This is a genomic window from Endothiovibrio diazotrophicus (assembly GCF_054657215.1).
Genome location: NZ_BAAHXB010000081.1, coordinates 1 through 25,348 on the forward strand (window position 1 = coordinate 1; position 25,348 = coordinate 25,348).

At 63.5% G+C, this 25,348-nt stretch carries 21 protein-coding genes; 11 read left to right on the plus strand and 10 right to left on the minus strand.

Going from position 1 to position 25,348, the window contains the following annotated elements; all coding sequences use genetic code 11:
- Positions 1-10 precede the first annotated feature (10 nt).
- The gene (locus ACYQ2W_RS17900; protein ID WP_459870136.1) at positions 11-4,537 is read right to left on the minus strand and encodes a hypothetical protein; all 4,527 of its coding nucleotides are present in this window, start codon (positions 4,535-4,537) and stop codon (positions 11-13) included.
- A 248-nt stretch (positions 4,538-4,785) separates the two neighbouring features.
- Complete coding sequence (locus tag ACYQ2W_RS17905; RefSeq protein ID WP_459870139.1) at positions 4,786-5,061, minus strand: hypothetical protein; 276 nt, start codon at positions 5,059-5,061, stop codon at positions 4,786-4,788.
- Positions 5,062-5,584: 523 nt separating this feature from the next.
- Between ACYQ2W_RS17905 and ACYQ2W_RS17910 the strand changes: the two genes are divergently transcribed.
- The 3 genes from ACYQ2W_RS17910 to ACYQ2W_RS17920 all read left to right on the plus strand — a co-directional run bounded on the left by ACYQ2W_RS17910 (position 5,585) and on the right by ACYQ2W_RS17920 (position 8,382).
- Positions 5,585-5,809, plus strand: coding sequence for a DUF433 domain-containing protein (locus ACYQ2W_RS17910; RefSeq protein WP_459870141.1), 225 nt, complete (start codon positions 5,585-5,587; stop codon positions 5,807-5,809).
- 209 nt (positions 5,810-6,018) lie between these two features.
- Positions 6,019-8,001 carry an ATP-binding protein gene (locus tag ACYQ2W_RS17915; protein ID WP_459870144.1) on the plus strand — a complete coding sequence of 661 codons (1,983 nt, stop codon included), beginning with the start codon at positions 6,019-6,021 and terminating at the stop codon, positions 7,999-8,001.
- 18 nt (positions 8,002-8,019) lie between these two features.
- The gene (locus ACYQ2W_RS17920; protein ID WP_459870190.1) at positions 8,020-8,382 is read left to right on the plus strand and encodes a response regulator; all 363 of its coding nucleotides are present in this window, start codon (positions 8,020-8,022) and stop codon (positions 8,380-8,382) included.
- A 68-nt stretch (positions 8,383-8,450) separates the two neighbouring features.
- On the opposite strand, the gene ACYQ2W_RS17925 is transcribed toward ACYQ2W_RS17920, so the two are convergent.
- From ACYQ2W_RS17925 to ACYQ2W_RS17935, 3 genes are all read right to left on the minus strand, one after another.
- Positions 8,451-8,855 carry a cereblon family protein gene (locus tag ACYQ2W_RS17925; protein ID WP_459870146.1) on the minus strand — a complete coding sequence of 135 codons (405 nt, stop codon included), beginning with the start codon at positions 8,853-8,855 and terminating at the stop codon, positions 8,451-8,453.
- A gap of 193 nt (positions 8,856-9,048) precedes the next feature.
- Entirely contained in the window at positions 9,049-10,104 is a 1,056-nt protein-coding gene (locus tag ACYQ2W_RS17930) for a phosphatidate phosphatase App1 family protein (protein ID WP_459870148.1), read from the minus strand.
- 205 nt (positions 10,105-10,309) lie between these two features.
- Positions 10,310-10,915: a TetR/AcrR family transcriptional regulator gene (locus ACYQ2W_RS17935; protein ID WP_459870151.1), complete on the minus strand. Its 606-nt coding sequence runs from the start codon at positions 10,913-10,915 to the stop codon at positions 10,310-10,312.
- 86 nt (positions 10,916-11,001) lie between these two features.
- Between ACYQ2W_RS17935 and ACYQ2W_RS17940 the strand changes: the two genes are divergently transcribed.
- The 3 genes from ACYQ2W_RS17940 to ACYQ2W_RS17950 all read left to right on the plus strand — a co-directional run bounded on the left by ACYQ2W_RS17940 (position 11,002) and on the right by ACYQ2W_RS17950 (position 12,213).
- Positions 11,002-11,406: a hypothetical protein gene (locus tag ACYQ2W_RS17940; protein ID WP_459870154.1), complete on the plus strand. Its 405-nt coding sequence runs from the start codon at positions 11,002-11,004 to the stop codon at positions 11,404-11,406.
- 81 nt (positions 11,407-11,487) lie between these two features.
- On the plus strand, positions 11,488-11,787 hold the full coding sequence (locus ACYQ2W_RS17945) for a hypothetical protein (protein ID WP_459870157.1): 300 nt from the start codon (positions 11,488-11,490) through the stop codon (positions 11,785-11,787).
- Positions 11,788-11,925: 138 nt separating this feature from the next.
- Positions 11,926-12,213: a HigA family addiction module antitoxin gene (locus tag ACYQ2W_RS17950; protein WP_459870160.1), complete on the plus strand. Its 288-nt coding sequence runs from the start codon at positions 11,926-11,928 to the stop codon at positions 12,211-12,213.
- A 98-nt stretch (positions 12,214-12,311) separates the two neighbouring features.
- Here the strand turns inward: ACYQ2W_RS17950 and ACYQ2W_RS17955 are convergent, their stop codons facing one another.
- From ACYQ2W_RS17955 to ACYQ2W_RS17965, 3 genes are all read right to left on the minus strand, one after another.
- Complete coding sequence (locus ACYQ2W_RS17955; protein ID WP_459870163.1) at positions 12,312-13,904, minus strand: hypothetical protein; 1,593 nt, start codon at positions 13,902-13,904, stop codon at positions 12,312-12,314.
- A 69-nt stretch (positions 13,905-13,973) separates the two neighbouring features.
- Positions 13,974-15,827, minus strand: a complete 1,854-nt coding sequence (locus tag ACYQ2W_RS17960; protein WP_459870166.1) for a hypothetical protein — start codon at positions 15,825-15,827, stop codon at positions 13,974-13,976.
- Between the two features lie 28 nt (positions 15,828-15,855).
- Entirely contained in the window at positions 15,856-16,374 is a 519-nt protein-coding gene (locus ACYQ2W_RS17965) for a hypothetical protein (protein WP_459870168.1), read from the minus strand.
- Positions 16,375-16,589: 215 nt separating this feature from the next.
- Between ACYQ2W_RS17965 and ACYQ2W_RS17970 the strand changes: the two genes are divergently transcribed.
- Together ACYQ2W_RS17970 and ACYQ2W_RS17975 are read left to right on the plus strand one after the other, a co-directional pair.
- Positions 16,590-17,408 carry a response regulator transcription factor gene (locus ACYQ2W_RS17970; protein WP_459870171.1) on the plus strand — a complete coding sequence of 273 codons (819 nt, stop codon included), beginning with the start codon at positions 16,590-16,592 and terminating at the stop codon, positions 17,406-17,408.
- Positions 17,398-20,115 carry a hybrid sensor histidine kinase/response regulator gene (locus ACYQ2W_RS17975; protein ID WP_459870174.1) on the plus strand — a complete coding sequence of 906 codons (2,718 nt, stop codon included), beginning with the start codon at positions 17,398-17,400 and terminating at the stop codon, positions 20,113-20,115. The genes ACYQ2W_RS17970 and ACYQ2W_RS17975 overlap by 11 nt, the downstream gene beginning before the upstream one ends.
- On the opposite strand, the gene ACYQ2W_RS17980 is transcribed toward ACYQ2W_RS17975, so the two are convergent.
- A complete protein-coding gene (locus ACYQ2W_RS17980) occupies positions 20,112-20,432 on the minus strand; it encodes a hypothetical protein (RefSeq protein ID WP_459870177.1) in 321 nt (106 codons plus the stop codon). The genes ACYQ2W_RS17975 and ACYQ2W_RS17980 overlap by 4 nt on opposite strands.
- Before the next feature lie 766 nt (positions 20,433-21,198).
- On the opposite strand from ACYQ2W_RS17980, the gene ACYQ2W_RS17985 reads away from it, so the two are divergent.
- Both ACYQ2W_RS17985 and ACYQ2W_RS17990 read left to right on the plus strand, forming a co-directional pair.
- Positions 21,199-22,473: a NupC/NupG family nucleoside CNT transporter gene (locus ACYQ2W_RS17985; RefSeq protein ID WP_459870180.1), complete on the plus strand. Its 1,275-nt coding sequence runs from the start codon at positions 21,199-21,201 to the stop codon at positions 22,471-22,473.
- Between the two features lie 102 nt (positions 22,474-22,575).
- The gene (locus tag ACYQ2W_RS17990) at positions 22,576-23,625 is read left to right on the plus strand and encodes a TIR domain-containing protein (protein WP_459870183.1); all 1,050 of its coding nucleotides are present in this window, start codon (positions 22,576-22,578) and stop codon (positions 23,623-23,625) included.
- A 356-nt stretch (positions 23,626-23,981) separates the two neighbouring features.
- Here the strand turns inward: ACYQ2W_RS17990 and ACYQ2W_RS17995 are convergent, their stop codons facing one another.
- A complete protein-coding gene (locus ACYQ2W_RS17995; RefSeq protein ID WP_459870186.1) occupies positions 23,982-24,299 on the minus strand; it encodes a hypothetical protein in 318 nt (105 codons plus the stop codon).
- 479 nt (positions 24,300-24,778) lie between these two features.
- Here ACYQ2W_RS17995 and ACYQ2W_RS18000 point away from each other — a divergent pair.
- On the plus strand, positions 24,779-25,348 hold a 570-nt coding region (locus tag ACYQ2W_RS18000), incomplete at its 3' end, for a nucleotidyltransferase domain-containing protein (protein WP_459870188.1).

Here is a 25,348-nt window from a genome sequence, read left to right on the forward strand (position 1 = left end):
GAAGGGTTCGCTACGCCCGCCCGCCGTATCGCTTCACGCGCTCCTTCAACGCCTCGACGGCCGGGCCGGTATGGTCAAGCTCGGCGGACTTTGCCAGCAGTTCGCGACATATCAGAACATTGAATATCGACCTCACGGGGGTTGAGAGCGCCAGCCCCTCCAGGGCGAAAAGCGACGGGATGAAGCTATCCGTCAGCGCCTCGGAAAGGAGCCACCTCTCGAGCGCCACGAGCGGTCTCAGTATGTCGCGAAGTTTCTCGCACCGCCTCGGCGCCACCAGCGCCAGGAGGCCACCCAGGGCGAGTTGGGCCAGCTTCTCGTCGTTGCCCCCCTTCGGTGACACCCGTTTTTGGAGCTGCCGAACCAGGCGCGTGACGAGCTCCTCCCGCAGGCCCCCTTCGAATCTCCCCGGAGCAAAGCGGTCATGGCGGACGTATGACAGCGACCAGGCGAGCAGAAAGAGTTGTCGGGTGGGGGTCTTGTCGCAGACGGCGTCGTTGAGGAAATGGGAGGTCTCGTCCAATAGCCGCTGAACGTCGTCGTCGGAGAACTCCGGGGAGTGGAGGGTGGTCAATACGCTTCGGAGGTCGGTGATCTCGCCCCGTTTGCGGGGCCACTCCTCCACGGCGGGCAGGATCGCCCACAGCTCGGAGGCGAGGGCGCGGCGCAGGTCGGGCCTCTCCCGCCAGGCGAAGGCGAAGCCGTTGACCGCCTCGCGAAAATCGAGTCCGCGCAACGCCTCGGGCGTGACGGCGTCGATACGGCTTTGCAGCGCCTCCCTCAGCAGCCGCTGTTCGGTGGAGGCGGGGGTGGCGGGGAGGTGGCTGTGACTGAGGTCGAGCCAACTTGCACCCTGGGCCAGCGTCGGAGCGGTGCGGTGCAGCGCCTCTTGGAAGCGAGTTCGGCTCTGCGCGGGATAGCCGGAGAGCTCCTCTTGTGTGAAGGCACAGGCGTTGAGGAATCGTCCTCGTGAGAGGATGTCGCCCCACTGCTCCACGGTGAGGGCCGCGGATCGCTCGATCAGTTCGGCGCGGAATTGTTCGTCCAGGGCGCCGGAGAGGTTGGTGAGGCTGTTGAGGGTCCCCCTAGCCACGAGCAGCCGCCACCACTCCTCGACCCCGAGGCGTGCCATCAGGAGCTCTCTTTGGTGAGGGTCTCGACCGATCTGTCGTAAGGAGTGGTGGAGCGATTCGATGGAGCGTTCGGCGGCGATGGTCTTCTCTACCAGGGAACGGGTCCTTTCCGGCGAGAGCCCATCCAGCAGTTCCGTTCGGAAGGTGAGAGACGAGCGCTGCAAGATGTTGAATAGCTCGAAGAGGGTGCCGTTTCCGCCGATCAGGCGCAGGAAGTTGGCGGCGCCCACGGCCCGCTCCAGGCGGCCGAGCAGGGCGGGGTCGGCGTTGCCCAGCTCGCGCATGGTGAGATCGAGGGTGCCGATGGAGCGCCCGGCGGCGATGCTCTTCTCCACCAGGGAGCGTGCCCTCTCCGGCGAGAGTCCATCCAGCAGCTCCGTTCGGAAGCTGGGGGTCGAGTTCTCCAACACCTTGAACAACTCGAAGAGGGTGCCGTTTCCGTCGATCAGGCGCAGGAAGTTGGCGGCGCCCACGGCCCGCTCCAGGCGGCCGAGCAGGGCGGGGTCGGCGTTGCCCAGCTCACGCATGGCGAGAGGGAGGGTGCCGATGGAGCGCCCGGCGGCGATGGTCTTCTCCACCAGGGAGCGTGCCCTCTCCGGCGAGAGTCCATCCAGCAGCTCCGTTCGGAAGCTGTGGGTCGAGTGCTCCAACACCTTGAACAACTCGAAGAGGGTGCCGTTTCCGCCGATCAGGCGCAGGAGGTTGGCGGCGCCCACGGCCCGCTCCAGGCGGCCGAGCAGGGCGGGATCGACGTTGCCCAGCTCGCGCATGGTGAGATTGAGGGTGCCGATGGAGCGCCCGGCGGCGATGCTCTTCTCCACCAGGGAGCGTGCCCTCTCCGGCGAGAGTCCATCCAGCAGCTCCGTTCGGAAGGTGGGAGACGACTGCTTCAAGACCATGAACAGCTCGAAGAGGGTGCCGTTTTCGCTGATCAGGCGCAGGAAGTTGGCAGCGCCCACGGCCCGCTCCAGGTGGTCAAGCAGTTCGGAGTCCAGATCGCGCATGGCGAGATCGAGGGTGCCGATGGAACGTTCGGCGGCAATGGTTTTCTCCACCAGGAACAGGGCACTTTCCGGCGAGAGCCCATCCAGTAGCTCTGTTCGGAAGGTGGGGGTCGAGTTCACCAAGACCTTGAATAGCTCGATGAGGGTGCCGTTTTCGCTAATCAGGCGCAAGAAGTCGGCGGCGCCTACGGCTCGCTCCAGGTGGCTGAGTTGAGCGAGGTCGATGTTGCCCAGCTCCCGGAGGGGAAGATGGAGGGTGCTGATGGAGCATTCGGTTACGATGGCCTTCTTCACCAGGGCTTGGGTTCTCTCCGGCGAGAGTTGATCCAGAAGCTCCCCTCGGAAGGCGGCGGGCGCCTGTGCCATGAGTTGAAATAGCTCGAAAAGGGAACCGTTCCGCTCGACGAAAAGGAGGAGTTGCTCTGCTCCGTGCTCACCCAGTAGTTGATCGAGCAGTTGCGGGGCGTGTTTCCGGAGTGCGCGGAGGCCGGTGTTGAACTCCTTGGTGATGACGCTGTTGTCTGGCTCCGCGCGCTCCTGGAGCAGGAGGCTGAATCGTCTAGCGGCGAGTTGGGAGTAGTCGTCGAGGCTCGGGTGGTCGGCGGTGGTGAGCGCGACCAGACAGCGGTGGAGGAAGCTGAGGCGAAGCCGCTCCCAGCGCACCTCGATTGCCCGCCGGATGGTGGTGTCTTCGAGCAGTCGTGCCTTGAGCCGAGTCTCTACTGTGGCGGGTAGTAGCTTGAGATCGCTCCGCAGCACCTGCTGGAGGTCGTCCAGTGGGGTGTCGTCCGTCTCCCCCTCGGATAGGCGACCGTGAAGATAGTCGGTCACCGTAGCCAAGCTCGCTTCCTCTACGCGGTGCTCCATCTCCTCCGCAGGGTTCTCCAGCTCCATCAGGGCGCGTAGAACCAGTTCGGCCAGGGAAGCGTGGAGAAACTGGTAGCGGGGCGGGGCGAAGAGTTCGGTGACCAGTTCGGCGGCCCCAACCTTCTCACGTTCCAGCCCGTCCCGGTCAAGATGGGCGGCGAGCGGGGTGAGGTCGAACTGGGTGAGAGCGGCGAGGCGGAGCAGGTTGGGCAGTCGGCGGCGGCGCTCGCCGAAGTAGCGGTGTCGCACGACGTCGTAGAGGGGGGAGAGGCCCAGGCGGTCGAGGTCGCCGGCGGAGTCGATGCCGGCGAGGGTCTCGTCGAGCAGCATCAGGTCGCCGTTGGTGAGGTGGTGAAGGCGCCTCAGACGCCCTTCGGAGAGCCCCTTCAGGTCGGGGCGCAGCCACTCGGTGACCGCGCGGGTGCGTGCCGGGTCGAATTGGAGATCCAACACCGCCTTCTTCTCGTTCAGCTCCAACAGCCACTGGGGGGTGTCGTCCCACGTCTCACCATCCTCGGAGGGGCGGCCCCGCAGGAGCAGCACCAGCCGCCCCCGCCCCCGTATCAGCTCTTGCTCGACCCGCTCCAACAGTCGGCGGGCTTGCTCCAGGTCGAGATGGGCGTCGTCGAGCACGAAGAGCGAGGGGAGGTGGGCGCGCAGGTCCAGCGACCGCCACAGCGAGTTGAAGTCGTGGGGGTCCTTCAGCGTGGTGTAGTAGATGCGCCGATAGGGGGTGTCCGGGCGGGTCCCCAGCTCCAGTGCCAGCGAGGTCTTGCCGGCGCCGGGGAGGCCCCGAATCGCCACTGCCGGGGCGTCGGCGAGGGTCTCCTCAAACCACTGGGCATCCTCTTCCGCCACGTAGAGGGCATTGCGGTCGTGACGCTGGATGAAACGCTCGATGGAGTGGTGGCGGACGTCGTTCCGTTGAATGCGTATCCAGGGCTCCTTACTCCACGGCGCGCAGCCGCAGAAGTGCTCGGCGTGGGCGTCGGAGAAGCGGCCGGCGACGACGTCGGGTAACCCGCGCAGATGGGTGTCGAGGGTGTTTCGGTCCCAGAAGAGGATCTCGATCCCGGTGCGACTCAGGAAGTCGTCGCGGAAATGGGTCCATTTCGTGTTTAGCTCCAGATCGTCCAGAGGATGCGGGGTGCAATAGACGTAGCGATCCGGCCGGGATAAGCCGGCCTTCTCCAGCCAGTCGAAGGCGAATTTCTCGACGGCGTCCCGGATCGCCGTCCACGAGGGGGAGTCCGAGAGGTTTTTGCACTGATAGACACTACGCCGCTCTCCTGTTTCCACCACGATATCGACGCCGTAGTCCGGCTGGCCGCTGCGTCCGAAGAACCGAGGGTTGTATTCTTTGGTCAGCAGTATTTCGTAGCAGAGGCGCTCGAATCCGGGACCGCCCAATTTCGCATAGGGGAGTGCCCCGAGTCCGTCGGTGGCTTGCTCCGCTCCAAAGTCGGGGGTCAGTGGATCGATCCGATCCTGGATTTCGTTAGGGGGGAGTGGGTGGGGAATATGGTCATCCATCGACGCAGGTTCCTAAAATTGCCCTCCTCAATACTACCGCTTCCACTCCGGCATCGTTCGTAGCGTGAACTCGTTGAACAGCAGCACGGTGAATTTGGTGTCGCCGTGGGTGGGACCGAATATTGCAATTGCCCTCTCTGGCTGGTGCGCCTCCTAACGTTGGCACACCCTACCCGACTTTCGGCTTCCCAGATCGTTCATATCTACTACGACCACCTGCCGAACGGCATCGGACGTGGAGTCGTAGCCTATTGCTGAACGCCGATCTCTACCTGAAGCCCGTACTCCACCTCCAACATTTCCAGTGCCTCGGAAGCCTGATCGGCGGAGTGGTGGGCGATCTCGAACATCAGTTCGGTGACGCCCTCCACCGAGAAGTATCGCGACGGGAGTTCGTCGTCGTGGGCGGCTTCGAGAACGCCGATGCAGTTTTCCAGGTTCCAGACGGCGTTGGCGATCTGGTTGAGCAGTTCGGCGAGTCGGTCGGGGGAGACAGAGGGAGTGGGGGAGGGATCGGTGGTCATGGTGGAGTCCTGTGTTTGATGGAACTGACCACCTCCACCCCGACGCCAACCGGAGTGGAGGCGAACCGACGGGGTTGGCGTCACCGGTACACAGGGAACCGGCCGTCCCGAAGGACGCCCCGCACGGTTCGCCATAGTGCGAGCACGCGCAGGAAAGGCGCCGAAGCGCCTTCCAGCTCTGTGTTTCGTGGGACGCCAATCCCAGCCGCCGTTTTACTGCGGCGGCAGGGGGAGCGTAGGGGGTCGCCGTCGAAGGGTCAAGGCGCGTGGCGGCGAGGCCGGGCGCGTCATCCGAGGCGTCTCCGCTTTTTTGGAAAGTGCCCCTGACCTTACCTTCCGGCCTGTCGTCCGCAAGCGTGGGGTAGGACGGGTCGTCGGGGGGGGCGGTCGGCATCGGGTGTGGCACGTTTGTCGCGGAACGTCGATGCCATTGACGGAGAACTCGCTCACCCGCTCTCTGCGGCGACTTGATCCGCTGTACCCGTGATATCGTTCGGTGAAATGCGTTGCGAGGACGGATTCCATGATCGACTATCGAGAGCGGATCACCATCGAGCCGGGGAAACGATCGGGGAAACCGTGCGTCCGCGGCTTGCGGATCACCGTCTACGATGTTCTCAACATGCTGGCCGATGACATGTCGGTGGAGGAGATCATCGATGATTTTCCGGAGCTTGATCGGCGTGACATCCTTGCCTGCCTCGCCTTCGCGGCAGATCGTGAGCACAAACTCGTTCATTGCCCATGAAGTTGTTGTTCGACGAAAACGAGGCGCTTATTCGTGGCCACAGCGTAGGGATTCATGACATGGTGTCGTCTGGGAAATACGCCACCATCGAACTGTCGGAGTGATTCTAACCTTCGGACGGGTCGCAGGGTTCCGATCGGCATCGGGTGTGGCGCATTTGTTGCGGAACTCCGTTACCATTGACGGAGAATTCACCCACCGGAGCCTCCGTGAAACTCCGCCTCACCCTCTTCCTCTTCACCCTGATCACCCTGGCCGCCGCGCTAACCGGGCTCGGCGTGGGGATCGACGGGCGGCGGGCGCTCTCCGAGGTGATGGAGCGGGAGATCGCCGCCACCCAGCGTCTCACCGCCCAGAAGGTGCGCGCCTTCGATCTCTTCCTCTCCGGCCTGGAGGGGGAGCTGGACCGCAAGCTGCGCGAGGCGCTCGTCGAGATCGCCGGACAGATCGGCAAGCGCGATCCGAAGGGGCTCTCCCGTTCCGAGCTGCGGGCGCTGATCGCCCCCTACAACCTCTCGGACATCTATCTGATCAACCGCCGTAAGGTGATCGACAACACCACCTTCGAAGCCGACCTGGGGCTCGATCTGGGGGGGCTGAGCGCCGAGCTGGATGGGCAACTGGAGGCGCTCTACGGCAGCGGGCGGGTGATCGTCGATCGCATCTCCATGTCCAGCCGCACCGGCATCATCAAGAAGTACGCCTATTACGGCCCGAAGGGCAGCGACCGCATCGTCGAGGTGTCGGTCAACGTGCGCGAGGGGTTCGCCCTGATCCACTCCCGCGCCGCTCAGGACTTCCTCTTCGGGGTCTTCTTCAAGAGCGCCTCGGAGGTGGGTGACCGGGTGGTGGAGGAGGATCTCTACATAGCCGACGAGAAGGCGCAGTGGTCGCTGCTGCGCGAGCGCAGCCCGCTGGCCACGGGGGTCGCCGAGCGGCTGCGGGCGGCGGGGGGACGTCTGGAGTTGCCCGAGGGGGAGCAACTTACCATCTACCAGCTCCACCCCATCGAGGATAGCCATTCCGGTTTCCACTACATCTCGAAGACGGTCTACGACGTCAGCCTCCCCGACCGCTTCGCCCAGCGCAGCTTCGAGCGTACCTTGCTGATCCTGGTGCTGGTGGTGGCGCTCACCTCGCTGCTCGCCAGCCTGCTTTTCCGGCGCTGGTTCACCGCGCCGCTGGATGTGATCCTGCGCGGCCTGCGGCGCATCGAGGGGGGCGACTACCGGATGCCGATCGAGCTGCGCGGCGGCGACGAGCTGGCGCGCACCGCGGCGGTGATCAACGCCATGCAGCAGGGGATCCTCAGTCGCGAGAACCAGCTCAAGGAGGCCCACTCCGATCTGGAACGGCGGGTCGAGGAGCGCACCGCCGAGCTGCAGAACTCGCTGCACGAGCTGGAGCAGCGGGAGGCGGCCTATCGCCGCGCCAAGCAGGAGGCGGAGGCGGCGAGCCGGGCGAAGAGCGAGTTCCTCGCCACCATGAGCCACGAGATCCGCACACCGATGAACGCCATCATCGGCATGGCCGACATCCTCGGCGACGAGGAGATGAACGAGCAGCGGCGCGGCTACATGGAGGTGCTGCGGCGCAACAGCGAGGCGCTGCTCACCCTGATCAACGACATCCTCGACCTCTCCAAGGTGGAGGCCGGCCATTTCGAGCTGGAGGAGCTCGACTTCGAGCTGGAGCCGCTGGTGGACGAGGTGGTGGAGGCCTATCGCCACCTGGTCGAGGGCAAGGGGGTGGCGCTGCGCCGGCGCTGGCTCGGGGAGCCCGGCGGGGTGCGCCACGGTGACGTGGCGCGGCTGCGCCAGGTGCTCACCAACCTCCTCGGCAACGCCATCAAGTTCACCCGCGAGGGGGCGATCGAGGTGATCGTCGAGGTCCCGTCGGTTGTGGGGGAACCGGTGCGTTTCACCGTGGCCGACAGCGGCATCGGTATCCCGGCGGCGAAGCTGGAGAGCATCTTCGAGCCTTTCACCCAGGCCGACGGCTCCACCACCCGCCGCTTCGGCGGCACCGGCCTGGGGTTGGCGATCTGCCGGCGGCTGGTGGAGCTGATGGGCGGCACCATCGGTGTGGAGAGCCGCGAGGGGGAGGGGAGCCGCTTCCACTTCGAGGTGCCGTTGGCCGTCGGCCACGGGGCGCTGCCGGAGGAGGAAGAGGCGCGACTCCCCGCCGACTAGGCTCCGCTCTCGCTGCTGCTGGCCGACGACGTGGAGGACAACGCGGTGCTGATCCGCGGGTATCTGGAGGGGACCCCCCACCGGCTCGACGTGGTGGCCGACGGGGAGGCGGCGGTGGCGCGTTACCGGGCGGGGAGCTACGACTTGGTGCTGATGGACGTGCGCATGCCGAAGCTCGACGGCCTCGCTGCCGTTCGCGAGATCCGTCGCTGGGAGGCGGAAGAGGGACGTCTGTCGCGGCCGATCCTGGCGCTTACCGCCCACGCCACGACGGAGGACGTGGACCGGGCGCTGGAGGCCGGCTGCAACGCCCACCTGGCCAAGCCGCTGAAACGCTCCGTGTTCCTCGCCGCCCTCGCCGATTTCACCGCCGACGATTGACGGGCCGTTCGTGGCGACGCGTCGTTCATGCGTCCGGGTTTGTCGGATGGACCGCGCGCCGCGCCGCGTCAGTCCCGCTTCAGGCTCCCCTCGATCAGCCCGAAAAACCGCTCGATGCCCTCATAGTGCCACCCCAGGTGTTCGCCGCAGCCGCCGCACAGCGCGTAGCGCCAGCGGTGGCCGGTGAACCAGCTGTACTCTGCCTGGGGGTGGCCCAGGGCCAGGGCGCCGGGCGCCTCGCTGAAACAGTTCACCTGGAAGGCCAGGCCCACGGGGTTGACGCAGTGGTGGCGGTGGGCGCCCTGCACCTGGATGCGCAGCCGCTCGTCGGTGACCGGGTGACCGCAGGCGGTGCAGCGCAGGGCGTACTCCTCCGGCAGCGGCAGGTCGTCCTGCTGCGTTTGGGCGTGACGGATCAGCCGCTCGAGGCCGGGCAGCGAGCTGCGGTCGAGGAGGAGGGTATGGGAGAGCATGATGGGGTTCCGGTTACCGAAACCATAGTATATGTGGCGGGTGTCGGCGTGGTGCCGAGCAGGTCAAAGGCGAAAGGTAAAAGGTCAAAGGGCCTTCGTTCGGCGTCATCGGATGCACCGAGTCCGTATCCGTCGGAAAGGGGGGAGCGGGAGTGGCAGGGCCTCTCTTCCTTTGACCTTTGACCTTTCGCCTTTAACCTTCGACCCGCGGCAGCTCGAACCCACCCAGCTCGACCGTATCGTGGAACACCCGGAAGCGCTCTTCCGGCAACCCCTTGAACGCCTTGCGGTAGCGCTTGGCCTCTGCGGTGGCGCCGTCGAGGTCGCGGATCAGGATGGCGGCGACCTGCTGCGGGTAGTCGGCGGCGAGCTGGGCGTAGATCTCGGGATCCTTCTCCGCCGAGTCCCCCAGCAATACGAAACGACGCTCCGGAAAGGCGTTGAACAGCGGCTCCAGCACCTTGCGCTTGGTCCGTTTCGGCGAGGCGAGCAGGTCGAAGAAGCTGCGGTCGCGCCAGCGGAACTTCTTTAGGTGGAAGGTGCCACCGGGGAGCTCCAGCCGCTCGAAGAAGTCGGTCAGCTCGTCGTAGAGCTGCCACGGGGTGGAAGAGACGTAGTGCAGGCTCGCCCCCCGCTCGCCCCACTCCCGCAGCAGCCGCTCCATCCCCTCCACCGGCCGGAACTCGTGGATGAAGGTGTTGGCCAGCAGCCGCCGCTTGCTCGCCACCTCGCTCACCTTGAGGGTGTCGTCGATGTCGCTGACCACGCTCACCCCGCGGGGCGGCAGCAGGTGGATGGTGCCGCGCAGGACGCGCCGGTCCCCCGCCACCAGCACCAGCGAGTACTCCACCCTGCGTGGTGCTTGCGGGGTGCCGGCGATCGCCGGCGGGATCAGGATCTCGCTGTGGAAGTGGCCGTTGTGGCCGGAGGGGTCGAGGGTGTAGCGCTCGCCGCCCAGCTCGATGCGCAGCACCCGCCGCTCCAGACACTCCACCAGGAACGGCTCGGCGCGGCGCAGGAAGTTCTCGGTCACCTCCTTGCGCCGGATTCCCAGGGATTTGCGGAAGAGCTTGAGGAAGCGCGCCCGCCGGGTGTGTTCTTCGAGGGGCCGGAAGATCCAGCCGTGGATCGACGCCACCCAATGCCCCTCCTGCTCGTCCCAGTGGCCGGCGGTGGGATAGAGGTACACCGACTCCTCCTCGGCGAGGATCGAGACGAAGCTCTCCTCGTAGCGGTCCGGCGGGATCATGACGTGACATGGGCGGCAATCATGGGCCGATTCTGGGAAGGGTTTGTGTCAGCGGTGTGACGGTCAATAGATGGGGACCAGGTGGTACCCCTGGCTCTGGTAGCCGATCAGCGAGATGAAACCGTCCCCTACCAATTTCAGCTCCCGGGGTGATTCATCGCTATCGGGGGTGGATCGAGGGCGGCGCGACGAAGGCCGCTGCGGCTCAGGATCGGATGGCTTCGCTCGAATGGGCGACCGCCCGCCAAGCGCAACGCCACACCTCGTCGAGCAGCTCCGGCAACGGCCGGGACTCCATGCCGTCGAGTCGGAGCTGGACCATCCGGATCGGGCCGCCGAACAGCGCGGCGGCGGCCACCGCCGGATCGAGGTGGAGCAATTCACCACGCTCAATCCCTGCGTTGACCAGCTCGCGCATGCGGGCGAAGGGGCGGGAGGAGCATACCGGGGGCTCGTCGGCCATGAACTCGCGGTGCCGGGCCGAGAGGGCGAAGGCGACCACTCGCGGCTCCTCCTCGGTGAGCCGGAACAGCCGCTCGACCATCGAGCGGGCGCGGTCGTGGGTGGTGGTGTGGCGGTCGATCGCCTCCTCCACCAGTTCCTCGAGCCGCGACAGGATCGAGGCGTAAAGCGCCTTGGCCACCGCCTCCTTGTTGGCGAAGTGGTGGTAGATGGAGCCGATGCTCACCTCCGCCTCGCGCCGGATGTCGTGGACCGAGGTGTTGAAGTAGCCCCGCTCCGAGAAGAGCCGCAACGCCGTGTCGAGCACCCGCTGGCGGAGGTCGGCGCTCTGTTTTTCCCGCTTGCCCATGCCGTTCACGGCGCCCCGCTTTGACTGGAAAGAACGTTCGTTCTAATTTATCCGCCGAACCTGTTCTTCGCAACCCGAGGTGATCCATGGAGTTCTTCGCTGCCGCCCCCGCCCTTCCCGCCGAGGAGATCCGCCGACGGATCACCATCGCCGCGCTGCCCCGCTGCTGCGGGCTGATCGACCAGGTGCTGCGCGACGACGGCGAGACCGGGGAGGTCTACTGCCTGTGGGGCGCCTTCGCGGTACGCCGCGAGCTGATCCGCGGCGGGGTGCGTTTCACCCTGCCCGAGTGCCCCAACGCGCTGGCATGGACGGTCACCGCGGAGGAGGGTGGCGGCTCGTCGGCGACGGTGATCCACTGCACCATCAACCGCGCCGAACACGATCCCGACTTCATCGAGTCTATCGAGTCATTCGTTGCCGCGTGGGAGGAGGGAGTTGTCGGACTGGTAGCGGATCAACCGGAGGAGGCGGTGATGCCAATGGTGTAGAGAGCGTCTTGTCGTGTCGCTCCCCGGCCCTTTGTAGGGGTGTTATGCTGCTGCTATTCCGAAAAGAAAAACGAGCGATCGATGGAGCCGAGAAACTGGATCGGGATAATCATCATTTTGACTGGCGTGATCGTTCAGCCGGTTGGTTGGATGTTTGCTTTCTGGCTCCAGATCTTATCTTTCATATTGATTTTCATTGGTGTGTTTATTTTTTTGACGCAGAAATATATTGAGAAGACGGAGGAGAGTGAATTCGGATCCGGTTCGGGCGGAAGTCATGCCATGCCCGGGGATATCCATGATTACAGCGGATGGGAGCATGGTGGTCGCAGTGAAAGCTGGTCGTCGGATCAAAGTGATGGTGGTGGCGGGGGTGATTGATGTGGCACCGAAGGATGGGCCAAGCGTAGCGTGCCCATCAAAACGGCACTGCCGTCATTCGGTTTGCTGACTTTGTTCGATTAGCGCGCCGCTACCGCTCCTTTGTTCATTCTACGAACCTACCATTGAGGCCGGGTCATGCAGATGCACAATCCCCCCCATCCCGGTGAAGTGATCAAGGCGCTTTGCCTTGAGCCGCTCGGTATTTCCATCACCGTGGCCGCCGAGGCGCTGGGGGTCAGTCGCAAGACGCTCTCCAGCATTGTCAATGGACGGGCCGGTGTCAGTCCCGAAATGGCGGTTCGGTTGTCGATTGCCTTCGATACCTCTTCCGAAAGCTGGTTGAACCAGCAGTCGCAGTATGACCTTTGGCAGGCAGAGCAGCATCGGAAGGAGCTGCGGGTGAAGCGTTTGTCGGCAGCGTGAACGCGACGCCTCCTCTTCGTCCGGTTTCATTTGGGAGATTCGATGGGTGAGGCGGCCGGCCGGGGGCACTCCCATCGCGCCCCGGCCGGCACAACGGACTACGCGCCCGCGGCGTGGGCCGCCTTGACGACCGCCTTCAACTTCGCTGACCGGTCCTCGAAGTTCTTGATGCAGACCAGGTACTGGTTGGTGCCGATGTAGAGATCCCCCCGGCTATTGAAGTAGATGCCGCCGTACTCGTGGCAGTACTGCACGCCGCGCCCCAGCGGCACGCGCCAGATCACCCGGCCGTCGAAGGAGTCGATGGCGCTGATGTAGTACATCCCCCCCTTGGTGGCGGAGAGGTCGTCGCTCCAATCGCAGGTGTGGGCGAAGATGATGCCGCTGCCGCGGCAGAGCATGTTCATCGCGTAGAAGTGGACGTTCTCCAGGTACCAGAGCGCCTCGGATGCCCCCCCGTTTTCCTCCCCGTCGACCTGCACCATGGTCATCCCCGGCCCGTTGGGCACCAACTGGGAGAAGGGCCAGGTGGGGTAGTGGCCGAAGTTGTTCTCGGCGACGAAGGTGTCGCCGACGCCGATCAGCGACGCCTCGTCGGCGCTGCGCCGCTTGGCGAAGCAGGGGGTCTGGGAGAGCAGAGTGCCGTCGTCGCGGCGGTAGACCACGATGTTGAGCTGCGGATCGGCGTTGTCGGTGATCCCCACCAGCTCCACGCCATCGGCGGTGCGGGTGAGCGTCGGGGTGGTACCGGAGCCGATGTTCTTCTGTCCCGGCTTGAGGTAGCCGGCGTTGTCGTAGGGGCTCTGCCAGCGCACCGTCACCGTGTTCCCCTCCAGCGCGAACGCCCACAGGTAGCCATCGACGCAGAGACCGTCGGCGTTCAGGCCGTTGGTGACGATGTAGGCGCCCTGTTCGTCCACCGCGAAGGTGTTGTTGTTCCACTGGCGGTCCAATTCGAGGGAGCCGACCAGGGTGGTGGCGCCGCTCGCCGGGTCGATCTCCACCACCGCCATCCAGGCGTTGGCGGAGAGGGTGCTGTCGGGGTAGTTCTGGTAGTCGTACTCACCGGCGATCAGGCACCAGTAGAGGTTGGGGCGGGTCTCGTCCCACACCGGCAGGGCCGAGTAGAGGGCGTTGCCCTCCTTCGATCCGGTGACCAGTTCGATGATGTCGGCGCTGTGCCAGTTGGCCTTCAGCGGGTAGATCTCCCCCGCCTTCGGCGCCACCGTGGCGGTGGGATAGCTGACGATGTGGTTGTTCTGCACGACGACGGTGTTGTCGTCGTTGTCCAGGTAGAAGTAGCCGCCGCCGAAGGTGTTGCCCGAGCGCACCCCGGCGGGGGTGCCGGAGAGGATGTTGCACTCGGCGTCGAAGACCACCAGCCAGAACTGCGAGGTGAGGTAGTCCAGCGACATGCCGATCATCTGGTCGTTGCGGTTGCAGACCATGTTCGGGGTGTAGCCGAAGGGGTTGTACTGCTCGATCAGCAGCAGGTTCTCCCCGGTGGGCCCGTCGAGGGAGACCGACTCGGAGCACCAGCTGTCCTGATGCGGGCTGCCGAAGTCGTTGGGCGCCATCCACGGGTTCTGCGGGATCTGCGCGTCGGCGAAGCGGTTGAGGGCGCTTTGCGCTGCCGGCAGGTGGTGGATCTGCTCGGTGCGGAAGGGGACGAGGTGGTCGAGGGGGTTCATGGTCGAGTAACTCCTGTATCGGTTGCATGAGCGGGCGGCGCGGGTTCCGCGCCGCCCGTGGGTTCCATCTCAGTCGGATGAAGTGGGTGAGAGGTCGCCGGGCGACCTCTTCGGCCGCGCCGACGGCGTGGCCGGCAGCGACGTGGTGGTGATGGTCGCGTCGAAGTGGATCGTCGGCGTCGGCTGGGTGCCCGGTTGGCCCGTCGTGCTGAACGGCGCGACGGTGGCGGCCCCGCTGGGGTTCACGACGTAGCTCACCGAGTTCGCCGAGGCGGCGGTCGCCAGGGTGCCGCTCATGCTCCCCTGGATGCCGGCCAGGCCGCCGCCGCTGGGGATGGTGACGCTGTTTCCGTTGTTGTCGTTCTGGCTCACCACCAGGGTGGGGAAGACCGGGTCGCGCTGGATCACGAAGGGGAGATAGGCGAGGTAGCTGGTCTCGCTGATCCGGTTCAGCCGGATGTAGCCGATGTAGGTGGTGTTCTGCGCGTCGCCGGGGGTGGCGCAGAGCGACGGCAGGGTCAGTGTCAACGTGCCGTTTTCGCTGGTGTGGTTGTCCAGGTAGACGGCGGCGATGTTGGCGGTGTCGAAGGTGATCGTCACGTTGTTGTCGTCACACGCGAAGAGCATTCCGGTGTCGAACGTGCTGCTGCCGTGGTTCAGCAGATAGGCGAACGATCTCGCCAGCGGGGAGATCGGCTTGCGTGCGCCCTCGTAGTCCGTCCAGTAGCTCGCCGGGCAGACCCCGTTGCTGCACTCTTGAAGGAAGCCACCCAGCAGGTTCCGGTTGGTGGCGGCGCTCTCCTTCGCCGAGGTCATCAGCGAGGTCAGCGAGCTGTTGGTCATCCCGCCCACCTCGCCGCGGGTCATCGCGTCCATCGCCTGGTAGATGATCTCCTGGGTCTGCCACTCGTCGTCCAGTTGACGGTAGACGGCCTGGTAGCCGGCGATGGCCGCCGTCAGGGCGGTCTGGTCCGCGGTGTCCAGCATCACCGGCAGCGCCGAGGCGGTGGGGTACTGGATCACCGCGTTGTTGGCGTTGTCCGCGGTCAGCTGCTGTTGATAGGCCGCGCTGGCGATGAACGTCGTGAACTGCAGGGAGGCGCTGGTGCAGTCGTTGGAGAGCGCGCCGCTGTCGGGATCGACGGAGCAGCCGCTGATCGCGGTGACGTTGGCGGCGATCTGGGTGTCGGTGTCGCTGTCGCCACCGAGCTGGTAGAGCCTGCCGGCGACCGCGACGCTCGACGAGGAGGCGGTGTTGGTGCTCTCGATGGCGTTGCTCAGTTCGGCCATGCTGCCGTAGCCTGCGGTCTCGGAGGTGTCGAAGCTCTCCTTGTCGCGGGCGCTCGCGTAGCGCAGCTCGAGCACCATCGCCGCGGACTGGCCGGTGAAGGTCTCGGTGACGATCCGGGTCCCGCAGGATTGGATGAAGTTGTCGATCGCCGCCTTCTTCTGCGCGTCATCGGTGGCGCTACCGATGGCGTCGACGAGGTCGCTCCCCGCCGAGGTCAGCTCGATCTGGTCCATGGTCACCGACTGGACGATCGAGTACTGGAAACGGTCGATCCACAGCGCGCTCTTGTCGTTGCTCGCCGCCTCGCTGGTCTCGCTCACCGCCCCGCTGGCGTGGGCCTTGCCGTAGGAGGCGCTGGCGGAGTCGGAGATGTTCCAGTAGCTGCTGGAGGAGCTCTGGTTGTAGAGGTAGTAGGTGGCGGTGAGGGTGCTGCTCGAGGTCTGTGGCTGCGCCTTCGAACTCACCTTGAAGCAGCTCTGCGAGGCGGTGGCCAGCGAGTCCGGGTAGAAACCGGTGGCCAGTTGCGCGTATTCGAGGGGGATCGCGTTGCCGGCGACGGCGTGGATCAGCAGGGAGGTCCCCAGGGCGAGGGCGAGGGCGAGGGCGACGGGGCGCGGTGCGCGGTGGTGCATGTTCGGCTCCTTGGCGACGTGGGAGGGTTCAGCTCTGGCTGGGGAGGGTGCAGGAGAGGCTGCCGTTGGTCCCCGCGGTGAGGGTGATCGCCGCGTAGTCGTCGGAGTGGTCGCCGATCTGGGTGTTGCAGATCCCGACCCCGTTGGCGTAGACGTTCATGTTGACGCTGGTGGGGCTGTTCTTGGTGGTCACCAGGGTGATCGTCTGGTTGGCGACCAGGAAGTTGTAGTAGTAGACGTTGCCGGTATCGATGTCGCAGCCGGTGCCGATGGTGACGGAGATCGTGTCGCTGCTGGCGTTGGGGGCGAGGCTGCCCGACGAGACGTTCGGCGGGGAGACGCAGGCGTAGTGGCCGTAGTCCCAATTGACGTCGCTCAGGTTGCTGCCGTCGTCGGTGCTGGCGGTGAGGAGATAGGGGAGCTGGCCGGCGGAGCGGTTGGTGATGGTGATCTGCCACTGGCCGTTGGGGCTGGTGGCGTGGGCGCCGGACGCGCACAGCCCCAGCAAAAGCCCCAGGGCGATGGATTTGCAGGATGGCGATTTCATAAAATGCTCTCTTTATCGTTGAGGAGTACCGGGTCGGCGTCGCGATGGCAGGGTGCGTCGGCCGGCGTGGGGTGTGGGACCGACGGGATGGGAAGGGCCGTGCGCGGACAGTGGGAGTGTCGTCGGATTGGCGGGAGCCAAACTATCGTTTGCGCGACCGAATCTTTCGATCGCGCGACCGCCTGCCGGGAGGGGAGCGCTCGGGGAGGGCTGCGATGAGTGCCGCGTCCGCCGCCCGCATCCTGGTCATCGACGACGACCGTGCCGCCGTGCGCCTGCTGGTGGACCGGCTGCGCGGGCGGGGCTATCGGCTGCTCATCGCGCTGGACGCCGTGGACGGCCACCACAAGGCGCTGACCCTGGCGCCCGACCTGATCCTGCTCGACGTGCGCATGCCCCAGGTGGATGGCCACGCGCTGTGCCGTCTGCTCAAGGACGACCCGCGCACCCGCGACATCCCGGTGATCTTCGTCACCGCTCTGGCCGACCCGCGGGACAAGCTGGAGGGCTTCGGCGCCGGCGGCTGCGACTACGTCACCAAGCCCTACGACCTCGACGAGCTGGCGGCGCGCATCCGCGTCCACCTGGGACTCCGTGGCCGCCTGCGCGAGGGGGGCGCGGAGGTCGGCGAGGGTGGGGCGACGCCGGTGGCGCCGACGCCTCCCCACGGCCGCGACGACCACGCGCTGACCGAGGCGGCCCTGGCGATCCTGCGCGAGGAGCTGGCCGCGCCGCCGACGCTGGTGGCGCTCGCCCACCGGGTGGGGACCAACGAGCGGCGGCTGACCGAGGCGTTCCGCCACCGCTTCGGCGTGCCGGTGTTCGCCTTCCTGCGCGAGGAGCGCTTTCGCCAGGCCTGCGCGTGGCTGGTGGAGAGCGACCTGGCGGTGGGCGAGATCGCCATCCAACTGGGCTACAGCAGCGCTGCGGCGTTCAGCGCCGGTTTCCGCGAACGCTACGGCATCTCGCCGCGCGAATACCGGCGCTCCGCCGGTCTGGCGGCGATCGGTGAGGCCCCCGCCGGTGAGACCTGAGCGCCCGTCTGCCCGCGGGTGGCTGGCGATCCTCCTGCTCCTGCTGCCGCTGCTGGCCGATGCCACCGTGGTGGAGCTCTCCCCGGGCGTGGCCTCGCTGCCGCTCGGCGGGGTGGTGGAGTACTTCCTCGATCCCGCCGGTGGCGAAGACCCCGAGGTCGCCGCGCGCTCGGCGGCGTTTCGCCCGATGGGGCGGGAGAGCCTCAATCTCGGTTTCCGTCCCGAGGTGCTGTGGGCCCGCGTCGCGCTGCGCAATCCCACGGCGGCGGCGCTGGAGCGCTGGCTGGAGATCGAGCCGGGGCGGCTGGAGCGGGTGACCCTGTTCGTTGATGAGGGGGCGGGGGTGTGGCGGCGCCTCGACAACGGTGTCCAGGTCATCCCGGCGGAGCGCCCGGTGCCGGGGCGCCAACTGCTCTTCCCGCTGCGCCTGGAGCCCGGCCGCACCATGCACCTGCTGCTGCGGGTGAAGAGCCGGCCGGCGCTCTCGCTGCGGCCGGTGCTGTGGGCGCCGGAGGCGCAGCGGGCCAACGCGCAGCGCGAGCTGCTGATGGCGGTGGCGCTGTTCGGCGTGCTCGCCGGGGTGGGTCTGCTGATCCTGCTGCTGGCGGTGGTCCACCGCGACCTGGCGGCGCTCTACAACTTCCTCGGCATCCCCTTCTTCCTGCTCTTCGAACTCTCCTTCCAGGGCTTCGCCTATTCCTGGCTGTGGCCCCACCACCCGGAGTGGGCGCTACGCGCTCCCACCGTCTTCGGCATGATCGAACTCTGCTGCTTCGCCCTGATGAGCCGCGAGTTCCTCATGCTGCGCACCCTCTCGCCGCGCCTCGGCCGGCTGCTCGCGGCGCTCGCCGCCGCCGCGTTGGCGGTGGTCGCCGCCCACCTGCTCGGCGCCCCCTTCCAGCCGCTCAACCGCTTCATGGCGCTGCTCGGCATGGCGATCTTCGCCGCCGTCGCCGTCACCACCCTCAAGGTCTACTGGCGGGACCGCTTCCATCCTGCGCGTCTGCTGGTGGCCGGGGTGTTCCTGGTGGCGCCGACCGGCGTGCTGCTGCTGGCCGAGGTGAAGGGGTGGCTGCCCCGCCTGCCGTTCACCAACGAGGTGACCGCCACCGTGCTGCTGACGGTGACCAAGCTGCTCTCCAGCCTCGCCATCGCCGACCGCATCGCGCTGCTGCGCCGGGAGCGCGAGGCGGCGCAGGGGGCGGAGCGGGCGGGACTCGAGGAACTGGTGTCGACGCGCACCGCCGAGCTGCGCGCGGCGAAGGAGCGGGCGGAGCGGGCCGACCGGGCGAAGGGGGCGTTCCTCGCCCGCGTCAGCCACGAACTGCGCACCCCGCTGCACGCGATCCTCGGCTACGCCCACCTGCTGCGCCGCGACCTCGGCGACGGGCCTCGGGAGGCGCGGCTGACGCGGATCGAGGAGGGGGGGCGCCACCTGCTCGGCCTGATCGACGACCTGCTCGACTACACCCGGCTGGAGCGCCAGCGGCTCACCCTGCGGCCGGAGGCGTGCTACCTCCACCACCTGCTGGCGCGCTGGCGCGAACAGGGCGAACTGCTGGCGGCCCGCCAGGGCAACCGCTTCGAGGCCGTGTTCAGCGGTGAGCTGCCACCGGTGCTACGCCTGGACGCACGCCACCTGGAGCAGGTGGTGCTGATCCTGCTGGCCAACGCCGCCCGCTATACCCGCGACGGCTCGATCGTCCTGCGGGTGGGCGGGGCGGCGGACACCGGGACGGGCGGCACCCGCCTCGCCCTGGAGGTGGCCGACAGCGGGGTCGGCATCGAGGCGGCGCGGCTGGAGGAGATCTTCGAGCCCTTCCGCCAGGCGGGGGAGGGCGCGCGGGAGGGGCTGGGACTGGGACTGGCGATCGGCCGCCAACTGGCACGGGCGATGGGCGGCGAGCTGTGGGTGGAGAGCCGCCCCGGTGCGGGCAGTCGCTTCGGCTTCGAGGCGGCGTTCGCGGCTGGGGAGGAGGCCGAGGTTGCGCTGGCGCTGCCCGACCTGCCGATCATCGGTTACGCCGGGGCGCGGCGGGCGGTGCTGATCGTCGAGGATCACGTCGCCAGCCGGGAGTTTCTCCAACAGTTGCTGGAGGAGCTCGGCTTCGCCGTCCAGTCCTGCGCCGATCTGGCGGAGGCGTTGGTGTGCGTCGGTGAGGGCCGTTTCGATCTGGCGCTGCTGGACCAACGCCTCCCCGACGGCAGCGGCTGGGAGCTGCTCGCCACGCTACGCGCCGCTCCGGCGACCCGCGACCTGCCGGCGATCCTGCTCTCCGCCACCCCGGCGGAGCCGCCGCCGGGGTGGGGAGAAGGTCGTGGCTTCGATGCGCTGCTGCTCAAACCGGTGGATGTGCCGCGGCTACTGGAGCGGGTCGGCGAGCTGCTCGGCCTGGAGTGGCAGCGGGCGTCGGTGAATGCGGGAGACCTCGAGCCGCCGGAGGGGGAGGCCGATCCGCCAACCCAGACCGAAGGCCCCGCCAACAAGGCCTGGGCGGAACTCGCGGAGTACGCCCATGATGGGGCGGTATACGAGATCGAGGCGTGGATCGAGCGGATGCGCGGCACTTGCCGCGATGACCGGACCACGGGGCGGCGGTTGGCCGGCATCGAGCGCCGCCTGGAGGCGTTGGACTTTTCCGGGATCGCCGCCTTGGCGGAGTCCGTATCGTCTCCGGCGTATTCTTCCGATGGGTGTTCCGGCTAGCCGTGCCGTTGGTGGTATTCAGCGACCAGCACCTTGATCTTCAGGATCATGATGTCCCGCAACATGTGCATCTTCCGATCGTGCTCCTGATGCGCGATGTCGTAGATCTGCTTCTTGAGCGTTTCGTCGATCTCTTCGGGCAGGTTCAGGGACCATTTGGTGAAGAAACCGTCATAGGCGTCGAGCGTCTTGATCAGCTTGAATCGGAGCTTCTCCCGGTCCCTCCTCGGGACGGACTTCAGCTCTTCATTGACGACCGCGTCGCGATCCGAGTCGTGTCGATCGTTGGAAACGGGAAACGGGATGATTTCGGACATGGCTACCTTGGAGACATTGCACGGTTGAATGGCTTGATATGACGCTGATATCATATTCTGTGCCACCCTGTAACCAATTGATAATAATTGTAAAATATATTCCTACTTGTCGTGTTTGCGTCGGATTTTGGGCCGTTTCAAACGGAGGCGTGGCACCAGCGATACCGACGGAATCGTGGGTTGAAATTTTCACGATGTCGAGAAGAATCGCATGGAGGCATTGAGTGTTTCCCGGATTTCTGCCCTCTGGTGGAGGATGTGCCGCCTCGGGTGGGTACTTCTGATGGACGTTCCGAATAGTCATCCACCAATTTTCAGAAAATTCCTACAGACAACAAGGTCATTAGGTGTTTAATCTCGGTATTGCTGCCGCTGGGGGTTGATCTGCACGGGCGTGTGTGTGTCACGCCGCCAATACTGTCGCCGTCAGCACGGAAAATTGCCGTATTTCCGATCGTACGTAGTCGGCTTCACTGCGGCTGGAGGTGGCTTGTGCGGCGGAACTTCACTATTTTCGGGTGGCCTGCTGCTGGGCGGCGGCATAACAATATCTTAAGCAATGCCTTCGAATGTTGATTGCCCTGTTGTTTTTCGCCGAATATCAGCAGATATTGATGCGTCGGTTGGGAGTATTACGCGGAAGTTGGTCCGCCGACAGACGGTAGTTAAATAAGGCCAATTATGGCGCAGCGCGATCACTGCGTGGTGCTAATGTTTAAAGCTTTAACCGGCTTTTATTATAACGTTATGTGGCGGGAAAAATGGCATGATTGATATTTTAGAAGCATACAGGGGCGTGTTTGGGATAACCGTTATAGTATTCATTGCATGGGCTATTTCTGAAAATAAGAAATGCGTATCTTTTAGAATGGTTGCGTCGGGCATATTTATGCAATTTATTGTTGCATTGCTATTTTTAAAAATTGAGCCTATTGCATCAATATTTCACACAATGGCTCGGGGGATAAATGAGCTATTTCTTCGCGCCGACGCAGGGATTTTTTTTGTCTTTGGGGAGAGGTTGGGATCAGCTTCCGGGCCTGTTGGTTTCGTTTTCGCGGTAAGGGTTCTTCCCCTCATTGTTTTCTTTTCAGCGTTAATGGCTGTTTTGTATCATTTCGGAATAATGCAGAAAATAATACTAGTCATTGCATGGGTTCTAAAGAAGACCCTTAGAGTAAGCGGTGTAGAATCTGTTGTTGTTGCGGCAAACGTGTTTGTTGGGCAAACAGAGGCCCCGCTAAGTATTCGTCCCTATTTGTCTGGGTTTACAAGATCTCAAATTGCGACGCTAATGATTAGTGGATTCGCTACGGTTGCAGGAACGGTTCTGGTCGCATACGTGGTTTTTTTAGGAGGCGATGATCCAGCAAGGCGAGTCTTCTTTCTGCAGCATCTGCTTACGGCAAGTGTCATATCTGCGCCTGCTGCATTTGTGATATCAAAAATCATCGTTCCTGAAATTGAAGCTCCGAGAAAAGTAGATAATATCGAGCTGTATTCTCCTGTGCAAAAGTCTTGGAATGTTTTCGATGCCGCTGCTCATGGGGCTGCCGATGGATTGCGGCTATCGGCTAATATTGGGGCTATGTTGATTGCATATATCTCACTGCTTGCGCTGGTAAATTGGCCATTTGGTGCCATTGGGGAACTAATGGTTGGTCATCAACTAACCATTCAAGACGTGATCGGCCAAATTCTCCGGCCGTTAGTTTGGGCGGTTGGAGTTCCGTGGAGCGAAACTTTAACGGTTGGATCTTTGATTGGAGAAAAATTAATTCTTACTGAATTTGTGGCCTATCAGTCTCTCGGCGACATAATAGAAACTCAATCGACAGCTATTGGTCAAAGGTCGATAGTGATTGCGGTGTATGCGTTGTGTGGGTTCTCGAATTTTGCGTCGATAGCAATTCAAATAGGCGCGTTGACCATACTTGCTCCCGAGAAGCGTCAAACTGTGGTTGAATTAAGTGTAAAGGCTCTTGTTGGCGGACAATCTGCTACCTTGATGACTGCTGCGATTGCGGGGTTATTGATTTGAAATTATCAACATTCGACAAATGCCTGCCGTCGATGGATGTGATTTGTCTATGATGTGGGTGGGTGTGGTAGTAAGGCATGTAAATATGTGAGGTTTGAAAACATGGCGGCAAAACCGAAAATATTTGTAGCTTCTTCTGTTGAGGGGTTAGATGTGGCATATGCAGTACAGGAAAACTTGGAATCTATGGCTGAAATAACAGTATGGCCACAAGGTGTTTTTGATTTATCTGAATATACGTTAGATGAATTAGTCAGGCAGTTGGAGGTATATGATTTTGCTGTGTTCGTGTTTTCCTTGGATGATATTGGCACCATTAGAGGGGAAAAGGAAAAAATGGTGCGCGACAATGTGTTATTTGAGCTAGGAATGTTTATTGGTCAGCTGGGTAGGAGTAGGTGCTTTATTTTGATGCCTAACAGTAAAGAAGCTTTTCATATGCCTTCAGATCTTATAGGCATAAAGCCGGGGTTGTATGATGAAAATAGATCGGATGATAACTTGTTGGCTGCTCTGGGTCCAAGCTGCAATAAGATTAAGCGGTCGATTCAGCAGTACGGGTCTAAGAAGAGGAAAGAAGACGAGTCTGTACGTCCTAGTCCAAGAACTCCGGACAACGAGCTATTAAGTAATCTTGTAAACAGTGCATTGCAAACCGTTTGTCGGGCAGTAAGTGTCCCTGAAACACCTGAATCTGCTCATTTGCGAGTATTTATTTTTAAAAAGATTGGAGAGCAATTGGTGTGTAGCCATTACTGGTCTCCGAATCCCGTAAAGGAACTTGTCGGCCGACTCAAGTTTTCTATCACGAAAGATTTGGCAGAAAAGGTCGCTGTGGTAAGGGCGGTGGTAAATGAAGAAATTACGAGGACTGAGGTGAGTCCATTGCCAGAGCATATCGAAAAAGATAGCGGCGATGTTTCTGATGAATTGAATTTCGTATTGGCGTCACCGATTTTTAATCAAGATGGCTCCATATGGGGTACAGTGGATTTTGATGCGTCCAGTGAAAATGGAAAGCAGTTGTTAAATACAGAGGTTTCGGATGCTGCTATGTACCAGCTTTCCCAGCATCTCAAGCACATATTTTCATTGCATGGACAGGAATCTCTCAACAAGAAAAGCCAGCCGACCCCCGTTGTTGGCAGCTGATTCTTGGTTTGAGTCTACGTGATGAGCAATAGCCCGCTGATAATCGACTGTTTTGACGGAAGTGATGTTGAGCCTTTGTCACTCGCTCGACAAAGTTGAAAAGTCCGAGGAGCAATGGTTGGCTTGTTTTTGCAACTTTGAAAAATTTGAAAACGCCAAAATCCATCTTGAGAAATTCAAGTGGCACACCTTCAGCTTCACAGGCATGTGAGGCGCTGGAACGCGCGCCGGGGTCTTTCCATTGCATAGTGGCTGCAAGCTCACAATAGCGGCAGAGCCCCTCTGCCCGGGTGGTAAATGGTTCCGGTGGATCACCTGTCGCCCCCCCCCCTCACGCGAGAGGGGGGGGCGACGTCTTACTGGTTAGATAACACGCTACCGATGTTGCCGCAGTAGCTGCAACCCTCCTGGTAGACCGGCAGTCCGCTTGCGTCGTAGGTGATCTCACGGAAATAGAGGCGCGTGCCGCAGCTGCTCAAGGCCAGCACGTCGGGGCTGCTGACGCGCCGGCTGGCGGAGCCCGCGATCTGGAGGCCCTGTTCCATGGTGAAGTTGAGACCGTCGGTCGAGGTGGCGGCGTAGATGTCGCCGCGGCTCGCCGTGGTGTCGGTGACCTCGGAGACCGGGGTGCCGGCGAAGTAGAGGCGGTACTCTCCGCTGGCGAGGCGGATCACCTCCGGGTCGTCGAGGCTCGGATAGAGTCCGGAGGCGCCGCTCAGGCCGATCTCGCCTTCCGGGCTCCAACTGGCGCCGCCGTCGGTGGAGATAGCGCTGCGCAGTTTCGAGAAGTAGTCCTCGTAGTAGATGCGCAGGGTGGTGCCGTCCAGCTTTCAGACATGGCTACCTTGGAGAGATCGCGTAACTGAGTGGTGCAATACGATGCCGACATCATGTTTTGTGCCATCCTGCAACTAGTTGATAAAGAGTAGAAAATATCTTCCTGCTTGTCGTGTTTGCATCAATTGCAGCGTCGTTCCGGACGGAATGTTCGGCACCAAAGGCACTCCTCGACGGTGTGGACGCCAGGGCGGCGCGGTCAGGAACACGGCGTGCGTCGTATCCCGGTACACCATCGAGGTGGCCGGTGTACTGTACAAATACACGGTATGCCGGGTAGCATGGCGATGACGTTTCAGGACGGACGCCCGCCGCCATGACCGACTCCCAACCCACCGTCGCCGACTCGCTTCCGGAGTACCGCAGCCCGCGATTGCAGCTCCGGCGCAAGGCGGATCTTGCCCACCTGCCGGAGGCGAAGGCGCGTCAGTTGCGCGGAATCGCCCAGTGGATCTGCGAGGTGGTGCCGGTCGACTGGGTGATCCTCTTCGGCAGCCACGCCCGCGGCGACTGGGTGGAGGACCCCGAGACCGGCTACGCGTCGGATTACGACCTGCTGGTGATCCCCTCCGAGCCCTGCCTGCTGGACAACACCCGCCTGTGGGCGCGGCTGGAGCGGGACCTGCGGGCGCTGGCCGACCCCATCACCGTCACGCTGCTGGTCCACCCCCTCAAGGAGGTGAACGACCACCTGCGCCAGGGGCAGTACTTCTTCACCGACATCGTCAAGGAGGGGATCGCCCTGCTAGATGCCAACCGCACCTCGCTGGCGATTCCGCCGAGCTTTATCCTGCCGGAACAGCGGCTGAAGCAGGCGAGCTTCGATCTCAACTATTGGTTCAACAGCGCCAACGAGTTCTGGCGCGGCACCGGCTACTACATGGCT

Excerpts from the sequence above, each read along its gene's own strand:
- ACYQ2W_RS17950 (WP_459870160.1), top strand. The coding sequence starts at position 11,926 with ATGCAGATGCACAATCCCCCCCATCCCGGTGAAGTGATCAAGGCGCTT.
- ACYQ2W_RS17980 (WP_459870177.1), bottom strand. The coding sequence starts at position 20,432 with ATGTCCGAAATCATCCCGTTTCCCGTTTCCAACGATCGACACGACTCG.
- ACYQ2W_RS17955 (WP_459870163.1), bottom strand. The coding sequence starts at position 13,904 with ATGAACCCCCTCGACCACCTCGTCCCCTTCCGCACCGAGCAGATCCAC.
- ACYQ2W_RS17960 (WP_459870166.1), bottom strand. The coding sequence starts at position 15,827 with ATGCACCACCGCGCACCGCGCCCCGTCGCCCTCGCCCTCGCCCTCGCC.
- ACYQ2W_RS17965 (WP_459870168.1), bottom strand. The coding sequence starts at position 16,374 with ATGAAATCGCCATCCTGCAAATCCATCGCCCTGGGGCTTTTGCTGGGG.
- ACYQ2W_RS17925 (WP_459870146.1), bottom strand. The coding sequence starts at position 8,855 with ATGCTCTCCCATACCCTCCTCCTCGACCGCAGCTCGCTGCCCGGCCTC.
- ACYQ2W_RS17945 (WP_459870157.1), top strand. The coding sequence starts at position 11,488 with ATGGAGCCGAGAAACTGGATCGGGATAATCATCATTTTGACTGGCGTG.
- ACYQ2W_RS17940 (WP_459870154.1), top strand. The coding sequence starts at position 11,002 with ATGGAGTTCTTCGCTGCCGCCCCCGCCCTTCCCGCCGAGGAGATCCGC.
- ACYQ2W_RS17985 (WP_459870180.1), top strand. The coding sequence starts at position 21,199 with ATGATTGATATTTTAGAAGCATACAGGGGCGTGTTTGGGATAACCGTT.
- ACYQ2W_RS17970 (WP_459870171.1), top strand. The coding sequence starts at position 16,590 with ATGAGTGCCGCGTCCGCCGCCCGCATCCTGGTCATCGACGACGACCGT.
- ACYQ2W_RS17935 (WP_459870151.1), bottom strand. The coding sequence starts at position 10,915 with ATGGGCAAGCGGGAAAAACAGAGCGCCGACCTCCGCCAGCGGGTGCTC.
- ACYQ2W_RS17990 (WP_459870183.1), top strand. The coding sequence starts at position 22,576 with ATGGCGGCAAAACCGAAAATATTTGTAGCTTCTTCTGTTGAGGGGTTA.
- ACYQ2W_RS17930 (WP_459870148.1), bottom strand. The coding sequence starts at position 10,104 with ATGATCCCGCCGGACCGCTACGAGGAGAGCTTCGTCTCGATCCTCGCC.
- ACYQ2W_RS17905 (WP_459870139.1), bottom strand. The coding sequence starts at position 5,061 with ATGACCACCGATCCCTCCCCCACTCCCTCTGTCTCCCCCGACCGACTC.
- ACYQ2W_RS17910 (WP_459870141.1), top strand. The coding sequence starts at position 5,585 with ATGATCGACTATCGAGAGCGGATCACCATCGAGCCGGGGAAACGATCG.
- ACYQ2W_RS17900 (WP_459870136.1), bottom strand. The coding sequence starts at position 4,537 with ATGGATGACCATATTCCCCACCCACTCCCCCCTAACGAAATCCAGGAT.